The organism is Pseudomonas typographi, from assembly GCF_014694385.1.
GTDB lineage: Bacteria > Pseudomonadota > Gammaproteobacteria > Pseudomonadales > Pseudomonadaceae > Aquipseudomonas > Aquipseudomonas typographi.
Genome location: NZ_JAAOCA010000064.1, coordinates 1 through 12,091, shown reverse-complemented (window position 1 = coordinate 12,091; position 12,091 = coordinate 1). Strand labels below are relative to the sequence as shown.

Here is a 12,091-nt window from a genome sequence, read left to right as displayed (position 1 = left end):
CGAACTCAGCAGTGAAACGACGCATCGCCGATGGTAGTGTGGGGTTTCCCCATGTGAGAGTAGGTCATCGTCAAGATTCAAACCCACAAAACCCCAATCGCTCACGCGGTTGGGGTTTTGTCTTTTAAGGGCTTGTGGGGCCTTGTGTAGTGGTCAACTGATCCCGGACACTCCATTAAGTTTTTCCTGGGCAACGGCAGGTGCTAAGCCTTCGTTGAACTGATGCGGTCGCCGCCAGTTGTATCGTTCCATCAGGAACCGGCCGATATCCTGTTGCGCTAGCGCAGCACTCATGTAGCCCACCGTCGGTATCCATTCTGTTTTCAGACTGCGAAACAGCCGCTCCATCGGCGCGTTATCGTGGCAGTTGCCGCGCCGACTCATGCTCTGTGTGAAACGGTATCGCCATAGTCTCTGGCGGAAACTCCGGCTGCCGTATTGGCTGCCCTGATCGCTGTGAAACAGCATATTCTGAGGCCGGCCACGCTGCTCATAGGCCATATCCAGTGCCTTGATCACCAGGTCAGCGTCAGGCTTGGCTGAGAACGCCCAGCCCACGACCCTGCGCGCATAAAGATCGATGACCGCTGCCAGATAGTGCCATCGACCTTCGGCCCAAACGTACGTGATGTCACCGCACCAGACCTTGTTGGGGGATGCCACGCTGAACTCTCGATCAAGTACGTTCGGGATATCAGGTCGCTCCACGGTGGCCTTTTTGTAGGCATGGGCGCCCGGTTGTTTGCTGATCAGATTCATCTCGCGCATCAACTTACGTACCTTGAATCGCCCGATTTGCATGCCGTCCTCTTTCATCATCAGCATGATGCTCCGACTGCCCGCAGCGCTTCGGCTTTGGGTAAACAGCTCGTTCACGCGGCTGCGCAAAATCACCCGTTCGGCATCAGGGGATCGGCGTTTTCGACAGTACGCGTAGTAGCAAGATCGGGTGACTTCAAATACCGAGCACAACAGATCAACCGGCTCTTGAGCCCGCAGTTGATCGATTAACGCGAACGCTCGTGTTCCTCGGCCATCAAGAGCGCGGTGGCCTTTTTTAATATAGATTTTTCCCGTTCCAGCCGATTGATCCGAGCTTCCAGTTCTTGGATTTTTTGCTGCTCAGGTGTCAACGCCTTGCTGGTCGGGGTGACGCCGCCACGCTCCTGCTGGAGCTGGCTGACCCACCGACGTAATGCTGATTCAACCAACCCGAGCGATCGAGCTGCCTCAATGTGACTGTAGCCTTGGTCTAGCACCAGGCTGGCGGCTTCACGTTTGAATTCGGGGGTAAAGGTACGGCGTTGCTTGGTCATCGGACACCTCTCTATGGCGAGCATTCTCGCCCAAATGGGTGTCCGGTTTCATTAGACCACTACACTTGCTCAACCCGCATTGCAGGGCAAGGCCACGCGGCAGGGCCATGCAGCGCAGGCAAAAAATAACCGCGCCACCCAAGGGCGGCACGGTTATCACTGCTTCATTGGGCTGCCACCACGGCACTCTCTTCACGCTCCAGCCCCATGAAGCGCCGCACCCGTTGCGCACCGGGTGCTTGGCGAATAGACGCAGGGGTAGCCGCCAACTGGATATTGCCGTGCTCCATGAAGACCACCCGATCCGAGATCTGCAGGGCAAAGTCCATTTCGTGCGTGACGATCAGCAAGGTCATGCCCTCTTTGGCTAACGCGGCAATCACGTTGAGTACATCGCCGACCAGCTCCGGGTCCAGCGCTGAGGTGGGTTCATCGAACAACAGGATATCTGGCTGCATGGCCATGGCACGGGCGATGGCCACACGTTGCTGCTGGCCGCCCGACAGTTGGTGAGGGTATTTGTACGCATGCGCCAATAACCCCACCTTATCGAGCAGGCCCAGCGCGTAGGCGTCGGTGCTCGCTTTAGGCTGCCCGTGATAGCGCGGTGCGAGGGTCACGTTATCCAGCACGGTGCGGTGGGGGAACAGGTTGAAGCTTTGGAACACCATGCCAATGCGCCGTACGCCCTGGCGAACCCGGGCGTTATTGGGCTTGTCACTGGCGTTGATATAGCTTTCACCGAACAGCACGATCTCGCCTTCGTCGATGCGCTCTAAGCCATTGAGCGTGCGGATCAACGATGTTTTGCCGGAACCCGAAGGGCCGATAATCGAAACCACCTCACCGGCGCGCACGCTAAGGTCGATGCCGTTAAGCACCGCATGCGTGCCATAGCGTTTATGTACGCCGCGCAGTTGCAACGCAGGCGCCGCACCCGAAATGTTGGCGCGTGATGCAGTGGCCTTGATGGTAGGTAGCCCCTCGCGCAATGCCCGCTCCTCTGCCGTGTCCAGGCTGGTGGGTTTGCGCAGGCTTAAATCGAGCCGGCGCTCCAGGTGCTGCAAGGCCCAGCCGAACAACGTGACGATCAGCACGTAATACACCCCAACCGCCGCCAGCGTTTCCATCACCAAAAAGTTCTGTGCGTACAGGCGTTGGCCCACGGTGAGCAACTCGGTGAGGGAAATTACCGAAATCAACGAGGTGAGCTTCACCACCGTAATGTATTCGTTGATCAGTGTGGGCAGCGAAATGCGAAAGGCCTGAGGAATCACGATCAGCCGTTGCAGGCCCAATACGCCAATACCCAATGCTCGCCCGGCTTCGCGTTGGCCCTTGGCAACTGAAAGCAAGCCGCCGCGATGGATCTCGGCCATGTAGGCCGCCTCCGTGACAACGAGGGCAATCAAGCCGGAATAGAACGGCACCGACAATACCCCCCCGCTGCTAGGGAACAGCTGGGGCAGGTTATAAACGAACACCACCAGTACCAACAGCGGAACGCTGCGAAAGAACCACACATACACGGTGGCGGGCAAGCGCACCCAGCGCGAGGTCGAGAGCTTGGCGGTGGCCAAGCCAAAGCCCAGGACCATGCCAATGAACCACGCCAGCGCGCTGAGCTCGATCACGGTGAGGCTGGCCAACCAAAAGTCGGCAACCGAGAACAGCGAGAAAAAATAGGACCAATCAAATGGCATAGGAGCACCCCATAGGGCGCTGCCCTGGCCATTCACTAATGGCCAGGGCAGCGGTATAGCGTCAGTTAGACGCTTCTAGATCGTATTTCTTGAGGATCGCCGCGTATTCGCCGTTTTGTTTGCTCTCTTGCAGTGCCTTGAGCAGCGCTTGATAGGTGGCCTCGTTACCCTTCTTCACGTAGATACCCAGGGTTTGCGGGTACACCAGCTTCTGCGACGTGACGACCACCCGGCCATTGGTGCGTTCGGCGATCATGTGCGCGGCGCCGGCGATTTCGACCTGGGCCTGGATGTTCTTCGACAGCAACGCTTGGGTGACCTCGGGCGCAGAAGGGAACTCACTGACGGTGATCGCGCCCTTGTTGTTCGGCACGCAGTAGTCGGTGGACAGTTGCTTGAACCTGGCCACCCAGGTGGTGCCCTGTTCCAGGCCGATCTTTTTGCCGCACAGGTCTTCAGGCACTAGCGGGGTCAGCTCGCTGCCCTTCGGCACCATGATCGCCGCGCCAGTGTTGGCATAAGGAATGGCCAGTGCTTGGGCCTCCCGTTCAGGGGTGATGTACATGCCGGAGATGATGGCGTCGTAGTGCCCGGCATTGAGCCCGCTGATCAGGTTGGGGAACTTGGTGTCGACGAAACTGGCCTTGGCGCCCATCGCTTTGGCTAAGGACTGGCTCAACTCCGGGTCGGAGCCGACCACATTCTTATTGGCGTCGTAGGATTCGAAGGGGGGGTAGGTGATTTCCATGCCGACTTTCAACTCGCCGGCTGTCGCGGTGGCCGCGGCAAAACTGGCATGGCTGCAAAGCAAGCCGGCGGCGAGCAGGCTCAGGCGGATCACGGGGGGGCGCTGGATCATGTGGAGGCTCCGAAGGGTAATTTCTGGCTATAGGTAACGCATCAGGCGGGGTCGGCCTGCTTTTTCAAATGGCCGAAGCTCGAAGGCTTGCGCGCCTGAGCCGGTAGTTGCAGTTCGCCGCGCTCGACTTTGCGGCGCAGGTAGCTGTAGGTTTGCAGCGCCTGCGACCACATGTGTTCGCCGATGGTGATGGTTTCGTATTGCGCTGCGCCGTTGTCGAACGCCGGCAGCGGCTTGATCTGGGTGTGGTAGTCGCAGGCGTAGAACAACGGGAAAGCGTAACGTTCTGCCGCGACCGTGCGTACCCGGTGCGCCGTCGCAACGAAGGCGCCGGCGGTCATCACCTCGAGCATGTCGCCAATGTTAACCACGAAAGCACCCGGCACCGGCGGTGCATCGATCCATTGGCCTTGGTTGTTCATAACTTCCAGGCCAGGCTGGTCGGCATGCAGGATGGTGAAACACTCGTAGTCGGTGTGCGCGCCGATCCCCGGCGCATCCTGCGCATCGGCATCGAACGGGTAGTGGATCAGCCGCAGCTTGGACGGCGGCCGGGTCACCAAGGCATCGAAATAATCCTCCGGCAAGCCCAACGCCAGGGCAAAGCCACTGAACAGCTTGCGGCCCAAAGCGAATACCGCCGCATAATACGCTTGCGCGGCTTCGCGAAAACCTTCCACTGCCGGCCAATGGTTGGGCCCCAGCAGCGGCGTGCCGGCGATGAACAATGGGTCGTCGCAGGGCACCTCGAAGCCGATGTCGAACGCCTCTTTGTGATCAGGCTTGCCCTTGGAATACACCTCTTCGCCTTCGGGCACAAAGCCCTTGTGGGTTTGTGAAGTACCAATGTAATGGTCCATTTTCGCCGCCAGCGGCTGGGCAAAATAGCGCTGCGCGGCTTGGCGCAGGTTCTCTGTCAGCGTCGGGGAAATGCCATGCCCGGTAATGTGCAGGAACCCAACGTCACTGGCGGCGCGGCCCAATTGCTCGGCCACTGCCAAGCGGTGCTCCAGTTCCACGCTAAACAAGCCGGCGATGTTTATCACGGGGATGCTGAGAAAGTTGGCTTGGTTAGTCATGGGCGCCTCCAGCGCGTGTGAAGTCGGCAAAATGAGCGCGCTCGGTGCGCGCCATCCATTGGTTCAGTTGCCACAGGTCCGCCACCGGCATGGCGGTAAAAGGCAGTTGGTGCAAGTAGCCGTCGGCACCGAACTCCGGGGTGAGGGTGGTCAAGGTTTCGCCACGGGCCCGCTGGCAGGCCCAGATCGCCTCCCAGTGGGCTTGGTGGAAGGCCAACTCGCGGGCGTACTCTGGGGCCGCGGGGTGGGGCACTTGCGGACCTTGGTCGTACCCCACGCGGGCCTGGATGTGCACCACCCTTTCAATGAACGGCTGCAGGTCGTCGAAGGGGTCATCGAGCAAACGTTCGCAGCACACCACCCAATGGCTGATGTCGCTGGTAAAACGCAGCGCCGGCAGTTGCCGGATTACCTCCAGCGTGGGCCACGGGCTATAGAAAGAGCGCCCCCGGTGCGTTTCGAATAGCACCTGCAGGCCGCTACGGGCGGCAACGTCCAGCGCCTGGCCGAAGAACTCGACCTGTTGCGCAACGGGCCAGCGATCGTTGCCGGCCAGCACGTTGCAAAACCGCGGCGCCAATTCACTGGCCCAGGCCAGCTTTTGCTCAAGGTCTGCCAGGTGCTGTGCCGCGCTAGCCGCCTGGGCAGGCAGCACATCGTGAGCGGTAAACAACGTGCAAATGTAGGGCGTGGCGGTGCTGGCGAGCGAGCGGCCGAATTCGGCCCGCTCAGCGGGGGTAAGGGGCAGGCGCGCCTCAAGCCCATCGAAACCGGCCTCGCGGGTTTGCGCCACGGCTTGGGCCTTATCGCCTAAGTAACCCCACAGGGTGCGGAAAATCTCTAATTGCATACAGGCCTCGGCTGCAGAATGCGACGGCGGCATGGGCCGGCGGTATTTATGGGCAGTTTTGAAAGGCTGTAGCGGGTGGCCGGCGCTCTGGTGGCGTCGGTCCGGGAAGTGGGGCGATGTTAGTCATGCCGTGGGGCGGGAATGAATAGGTGGCGTTAAATCGTTAGTTCAGAAATTTCTGAAGTAATGCCCATCAGGAAGTCGCTCTGGCGTTCCGTCTGCGCCCTGATGTAATCCCACAACAGCGTAATCCGCTTGAGCTTGCGCAAGTCCTCCCGGCAGTACATCCAAAACTGGAAGGAAAGAAAGGTTAACCCAATGAATACGAGGGCTAACCGCCATGACCATCCTTGCCGAGCATCGTCCTGTCACAAGTGCTGTCACAAGTTTTGCCGTTCATCTGAGGCCGACTACCCGGCTCGCCAAGCTCTACCACTATCGGCGTAATGGCATTTACTATCTGCGCCTCCGCGAAACTGGCAGCACCACCCGAACTGCGTCCGTTTCCCTCAAGACCTCCGATAGAAGAGCCGCTATGGACGCTTCACAACGCCTCGCAGAAACCATCAAGGCATTTCATCTGGATCATCCGCAAGCGACTTGGAGTGAGCTTCGGGAGCATCTGCTGTGGGTTGCTGAGGACCTACTGTCGTCCACCCATGATGTCCATTCGTTGCGCGACTGGGGCGACCTCTACGAAGACGTAAAGACGAACCTCGCCGAGATAGCCGCTACGATGCCGCTCAGTGTCGATCAACATGAGCATGTGGCAAAGGCTAAGCAGGTGATGATCGCTGTTCAGGCACGACTACAAGGCGACTCGGTACCGTTGGTGAAGATCATCCGGGATCTTGAGGGCGACCATGGGCAAATGGGGGAGCGTGTCCCTGCTTCCCTATCTGTATTAGCGTCGCCGCCGATGACCTTCGAGGCCCTCTCGGGTCTCTATCTGGCTGACCGTGGGCAAGACCAAAAAGATTCGACACTGAAGGAAACCAAGCTGTGTCATGGAGTCCTCTCCGCGCATCTGGGGGGGCTTGATCTACGGAACCACTCAAGGGTTGACCTTGTGGCTCTCCGAGATCGCCTGTCTGACGGTCGGATGCCCTCGACGGTAAACAAGCTGATTGTAAAGCTCTCAGCTGTATTTGCTTGGGCTGTCGAGAATGGCCATCTGGTCAAGACATATGACAAGAAGCTGAAGCTGACCAAGGGCCTTGAATCGACCCGTAAGGCGTTCTCTCAGGCTCAGGTTGCCAAGGTGATGGACTACGCGAGCAACCTCCCAGAGATCTCATGGAAGCGCTGGCTGCTCAGTCTTGGGGGCATCACTGGCGGGCGCCTTAATGAAATCTCCCAGTTGACCACGAGCGACATCAAGACGTTTGAGTCGGGGATTACGGCCATCCATATCAATGAGGTTGGGGAGGGCAAGTCAATCAAGAACAAGCGCAGTGAGAGACTGGTGCCGTTGACCGATGGCGCCTACGGATTCGACGTTGCTGCATTTCTGCGATATGTCGAGACGTGCAAAGCCAACCAAGGCGAGTCACTTGCACAGATCGGCTACAAGACAGCAGGGGATTGGGCGAACCGACAAGCGATCCCTGAAGCCCTTGGCGACGATCACAAAGCAGGGCTTACCTATCACTCTCTTCGCCATTCCTTGGCTTCGCTGATGCAGGTGAAGGGCGTTCCTACAGTCCACGCTCAGGCAGTTATGGGGCACGCCTCGGGGACCATTACATTCGACACATATGGATCTGGGGTGCCAGTAGAGGTCATCGCTGGGATGCTCTGTGATTTATTTAGCGGGCACCTTGAAAGCCGCTGGGGATCCTGCGGGGACTGTTGAGGAAAGCATTGGGCATTTGTCGGGGTCGATCAGCTATGACTTACATGGGGCTGGGAGTGCCGTATAGGTGGGCGTGCAGGTGGCTGAGGCGCTGAGAAAGGCGCTCTGATACCAGGGCGCTCAAATCGTAGCTCAAGTGGTGAGCCTGCCAGGTATTGGTAGCAGCACCATTTCCGCCCTGGACATTTTCTCGGCTTATAGCCCATTGCTTTAAGCAGTCCGAAACTGAGAAGAGTGTCGTCTGTCGGATTGTGGATGAGTAAAAGGCCATCGTTCGATTCCACATTGACATCATGAGTGCACGTCACCGACACTCAACAGATAGTCACCACATCGATAGGGATATCCCGCAATGAAAAAGCGCTCCTTTCTGGTTCCCCTGGCCACTCTGGCCGCAGCCATAGCTACAGAACAAGCTTCCGCCCTAACTACTTATGAGGTTGTCGAGCCCAGCTCGGAAGCCAAGAACACATTTCAAGCTGAAGCTCAAAGCGAGAACCTTTCGGTTCGCGGTGGCAATGACCTGTTCGCCTTTGTTCTCAAGCGCGGGGATCAAGGGCAGATGATGGCTTACCACAGCTCCCACTCTTCGCACAGTTCCCATAGCTCCCACTACTCGGGTCGATAATGGATTTCTCTCATAAGCTCGTTTTTGATGAGCGGCTTTATGACGCGCAGGTTTTGCAGAAAGCCGCTTATCGATCGATCAATGCCCTGACGGTTGATATTACACCCGATGGGGGACAGTTTATCTGCGCTTTGTCATCGAATATCGGCGTGGACGAGCCGACCTTTCTGTCTGCCATCCAAGATTTCAAGAAGGATGTGCTCGACTATCAGTTGCGCCACCGATTGGCAGTTGAGACACAGCCGATCAAGAACCTGATCCTCGGACTGGCCTTTTCAAAAACCGGGCTTATTAGTGAGTAAATTCCAAAAGCTGGAGTTCTACGCGCAGCAACGTCCCTACGAGTTGCTGCCCTTTAAGTTCGACCGCCTGAATGACGATGAGTATGTCATTACCAATATGGCAGGCGAATTTCATGTCATACCTGTGCCGATGCTGGAACCGATCATTAGCAAGACGCTTCCGCTCTCATCAAAGCTGATCTCTACGCTTCGGTCCAAGCAGTTCATTCGCTTCACCAATGAGCAAACACCACTTCAGCTCCTGGCACTCAAGATTCGCACGCGATTGTCCAGGCTGGCCGAGTTCACCAATCTGCATATCTTTGTAGTGACTCTTCGGTGCGACCATAGCTGTCCATATTGCCAAGTTTCAAGGCAGTCGGAGAGCAAAGGCGAATTCGACATGACCACAGAGATGGCAGACAAGTCGCTGGATTTCGTCTTTAGGTCTCCCAATCCAGCCATCAAAATTGAATTTCAGGGTGGCGAGCCGCTGCTGAACTTCGAGATGGTGAGGTACGTTGTTCTTGAGGCCAAAAAACGTAACGTCAAGGAAGGACGTGACCTACAGTTCGTCATTGCGACCACGCTTTCGCTACTGACCGATGACGTGCTCGACTTCTGTAAGCAGCACAACATCGTGCTTTCATCTTCGCTCGACGGGCCAATGGATCTGCATAATGCAAATCGCCCACGACCAGGCCGAGATAGCCATCAGCGTTTCGAGGAAGGTTTGAAGAAAGCCCGTGCAGCCCTCGGCTATGACCAAGTGTCCGCCCTGATGACAACCACAGATAAGAGCCTGCCACGAGCACGTGACATCATTGATGAATACTTGCGCCTGGGCTTTGATAGCATCTTCCTCCGCACGCTCTCCCCGTACGGCTTTGCGATCAAGACTAAAAAATTCATGTCGTATGACACGGAGCGCTGGCTGGAATTTTACAAGGAAGGTCTTGAGTACATCATTGAGCTAAACAAGTCCGGCATACGATTTGTAGAGCAGTATTCTTCGCTCGTACTGACAAAAATGCTGACATCAGGGGACCCGGGGTTTGTTGATTTGATGAACCCTGCCGGTGCTGGTATCGCAGCCATCGTGTTCAACTACGACGGATCGGTCTACGCCTCAGATGAAAGCCGTATGCTTGCCGAAATGGGTGATCATACGTTCCGCCTGGGCAACATTCTTGAACATTCATATGAGGAGATCATCCTCTCTGATCAGCTTCTGGATGCACTGGAAAACTCTTTCACCTTAAGCGCTCCAATGTGCTCTGACTGTGCATTTGAACCTTACTGTGGAGCTGAGCCCGTCTACCATCACGCCATTCACAAGGACGTGGTAGCAAGAAAACCAGAGTCCTCTTTCTGCAAGCGAAATATGGCGATTTTCAAGCATCTCATTGAGCTGATGGGAACCGATGAGCAAACAAAACGGATTTTTATGGGTTGGGCCAACCGATGCTGAAACTCGGCGGAAAGATTATCCGCATCCATGCGGTTGATGTTCACAGGGACCTCACTCTGCTCAAGGTGTCGACCAGCCGGAGTTTGCCTGAAGTCTTGCGACGGGAAATAGCCTACTTGGTTTCCGATCAGGAGGTCCCTCGAGGATTCGCGCACTACCTTCTGCTTGAGAAACATCGACAGCTGGTTGAGGTACTGCCTTCCGACTCTGATTACTCGATCCTGCCGAATGACTACAGCTACATCGGTGACGGTGACGTGATCCGGCTTTCAGCAGATCGACAGAGCATTAGCGTGCTATTTCGAGCGTCGTCGCCGCACAACAGCATTCTGGTCACCGAGCAGTGTAATCATTACTGTCTTATGTGTTCACAACCGCCTAAGGCAGCTGATGACTCGTGGATACTTGACGAAATCGAGAGCCTGATTCCACTTATTCCAAAAGATACCCGCGAGCTGGGGTTTACTGGGGGCGAGCCGACAACCAATCGGGAGCGCTTCCTTAAGATCATCAGCCTGACAAAAAGTTATCTGCCGAGAACCGCAATCCATATTCTCTCGAACGGGCGCAGCTTCAAAGACCCAGCGTTCGCTGAAAAGTATGCGCAGATTGAATTGCCCGACGCGATGATCGGAATCCCTGTCTACTCAGACGATCCGACGCTGCATGACTACATCGTCCAGGCCCAAGGCGCATTCGATGAAACCATTCAGGGCATTCTCAATCTGAAGCGCTTAGGCCAGAAGGTTGAAATCCGAGTCGTCATTCACAAGCTATCGGTGCAGCGCCTGCCTGAACTGTGTGAGTTCATCGCACGCAATCTTCTGTTTGTTGACCATGTAGCGCTGATGGGCCTTGAGATGATGGGCTTCACCAGGGCCAATCTTGATGAGCTGTGGATCGACCCAATCGAGTACAAAGACACGCTCAGCAAATCGGTTGGCATTCTGGCCAAGTACGGAATGAATATCTCGGTCTATAACCATCAGCTGTGCTTGGTGAATCCGGACATCCAGCCCTACTACCGCAAATCAATCAGCGACTGGAAGAATGAGTACGCGCCTGAGTGCCAGAGCTGCACAAAACAGCGAGAATGCGGGGGCTTTTTTGCATCAGGTGTTAAATTCGGCTACAGCAAGCACCTAATTCCATTCTGACTTTGGCTTCAAATCTGTCAGCCGCACAACGTCCTCGATGCAAGCAGCTGGCTTACTCGTAGCGTTCGCGCAGGTAATTTTTGGGCATGCTTTGCCGTTGAGAAGAGCAACGGGGCCATTTCCCCAGCCCTGCGCTGACTGCGAGAAAAATCGACCTCGAATAACGCTCGCCACGCGACGATCCTCACCCAGACAATGCCAATGGGTGGGGTTGCAGTTGCATCGAACCTGCGCAATCTGACGGGCTTCGAAAAACCCTCACTATGTCAGTCGTTCCGAGCTTTACCTGACCATCCATCGCGGTCTTTCCTACGATCACCCGAAAAATCGACCTTCTGTAACGCTCACCACGCGACGATTCCAACTCAGGTAATGCGATTGGATGGGGGCGCGCTTGCACCTCTCCTGCGGTCCTCTGCTGGGCTTCCAAAAACCCTCACTGTATCCGGCTGTGCAAAACCCCTCACTATTGCGACAGGCACTCCCGCTTGTCACTCAGCCAGCAATAGGAGGGCCCGCCAATGACCACCGTTTCAAATCGACTCCGCACCACCATCGACACCACCACCAGCCATGAACTGACTTTCGACACCCAGACCGGCGAAGTCCTTGCGAGCCAAAAGGTCACCATAAAGAAGCATACCATCACCACCGATGTGGGCACGCAATGCCGATTCCCAATCGCTGCCCGCACCTCTGAAGAACTCCTTGAGATCCTTTCTGTTCATGACCAGTGGGTCAACAACCTGACCGTCGAGGCTGACAAGTGAACGAGCCCCATGAAAGACAGGACACCGTTCCCCCCTTAAGATAAGGGATAGGCAAACGGGTATGTTTATGACTAACAGCAACGATAAGGGTGGCGAGCTGCTCAGCCAGGAACGCCGACGCC

General features: G+C 56.3%; 11 protein-coding genes, 1 rRNA gene and 1 pseudogene. 7 read left to right on the top strand and 6 right to left on the bottom strand.

The window, feature by feature from the left end; translation table 11 throughout:
- Positions 1–76, top strand: a 5S ribosomal RNA gene (gene rrf / locus HAQ05_RS29700); the annotation flags it as partial.
- 77 nt (positions 77–153) lie between these two features.
- On the opposite strand, the gene HAQ05_RS26890 is transcribed toward rrf, so the two are convergent.
- From HAQ05_RS26890 to HAQ05_RS29575, 6 genes and pseudogenes are all read right to left on the bottom strand, one after another.
- Positions 154–1,316 (bottom strand): IS3 family transposase gene (locus HAQ05_RS26890; RefSeq protein ID WP_190427159.1). Its coding sequence is split into 2 segments (ribosomal slippage): positions 154–1,061 and positions 1,061–1,316, totalling 1,164 coding nucleotides; the frame shifts between segments, so codons are not numbered across the junction.
- A 164-nt stretch (positions 1,317–1,480) separates the two neighbouring features.
- The gene (locus HAQ05_RS26885) at positions 1,481–3,019 is read right to left on the bottom strand and encodes an amino acid ABC transporter permease/ATP-binding protein (RefSeq protein ID WP_190427157.1); all 1,539 of its coding nucleotides are present in this window, start codon (positions 3,017–3,019) and stop codon (positions 1,481–1,483) included.
- Positions 3,020–3,080: 61 nt separating this feature from the next.
- The gene (locus HAQ05_RS26880) at positions 3,081–3,878 is read right to left on the bottom strand and encodes an ABC transporter substrate-binding protein (protein WP_190427155.1); all 798 of its coding nucleotides are present in this window, start codon (positions 3,876–3,878) and stop codon (positions 3,081–3,083) included.
- A 41-nt stretch (positions 3,879–3,919) separates the two neighbouring features.
- On the bottom strand, positions 3,920–4,957 hold the full coding sequence (locus tag HAQ05_RS26875; protein WP_190427154.1) for an isopenicillin N synthase family dioxygenase: 1,038 nt from the start codon (positions 4,955–4,957) through the stop codon (positions 3,920–3,922).
- The gene (locus tag HAQ05_RS26870) at positions 4,950–5,807 is read right to left on the bottom strand and encodes a sugar phosphate isomerase/epimerase family protein (protein ID WP_190427153.1); all 858 of its coding nucleotides are present in this window, start codon (positions 5,805–5,807) and stop codon (positions 4,950–4,952) included. Before HAQ05_RS26870 ends, HAQ05_RS26875 begins: the two co-directional genes overlap by 8 nt.
- 155 nt (positions 5,808–5,962) lie before the next feature.
- Positions 5,963–6,103: pseudogene (locus HAQ05_RS29575) on the bottom strand (LysR family transcriptional regulator); the annotation flags it as partial.
- A 44-nt stretch (positions 6,104–6,147) separates the two neighbouring features.
- Between HAQ05_RS29575 and HAQ05_RS26865 the strand changes: the two are divergent.
- From HAQ05_RS26865 to HAQ05_RS26845, 6 genes are all read left to right on the top strand, one after another.
- Positions 6,148–7,662 carry a tyrosine-type recombinase/integrase gene (locus HAQ05_RS26865; protein ID WP_238936601.1) on the top strand — a complete coding sequence of 505 codons (1,515 nt, stop codon included), beginning with the start codon at positions 6,148–6,150 and terminating at the stop codon, positions 7,660–7,662.
- Between the two features lie 352 nt (positions 7,663–8,014).
- Positions 8,015–8,290 (top strand): His-Xaa-Ser repeat protein HxsA2, encoded by a 276-nt coding sequence (hxsA2, locus tag HAQ05_RS29570; RefSeq protein ID WP_202988127.1) that lies wholly within the window; start codon positions 8,015–8,017, stop codon positions 8,288–8,290.
- Positions 8,290–8,592 carry a His-Xaa-Ser system protein HxsD gene (hxsD, locus tag HAQ05_RS26860; protein ID WP_170047398.1) on the top strand — a complete coding sequence of 101 codons (303 nt, stop codon included), beginning with the start codon at positions 8,290–8,292 and terminating at the stop codon, positions 8,590–8,592. The genes hxsA2 and hxsD overlap by 1 nt, the downstream gene beginning before the upstream one ends.
- Positions 8,585–10,042: a His-Xaa-Ser system radical SAM maturase HxsB gene (gene hxsB, locus HAQ05_RS26855; RefSeq protein WP_190427152.1), complete on the top strand. Its 1,458-nt coding sequence runs from the start codon at positions 8,585–8,587 to the stop codon at positions 10,040–10,042. Before hxsD ends, hxsB begins: the two co-directional genes overlap by 8 nt.
- On the top strand, positions 10,036–11,199 hold the full coding sequence (gene hxsC, locus HAQ05_RS26850; protein WP_170047453.1) for a His-Xaa-Ser system radical SAM maturase HxsC: 1,164 nt from the start codon (positions 10,036–10,038) through the stop codon (positions 11,197–11,199). The genes hxsB and hxsC overlap by 7 nt, the downstream gene beginning before the upstream one ends.
- A 521-nt stretch (positions 11,200–11,720) precedes the next feature.
- A complete protein-coding gene (locus HAQ05_RS26845) occupies positions 11,721–11,969 on the top strand; it encodes a hypothetical protein (RefSeq protein WP_190427151.1) in 249 nt (82 codons plus the stop codon).
- Positions 11,970–12,091 lie beyond the last annotated feature (122 nt).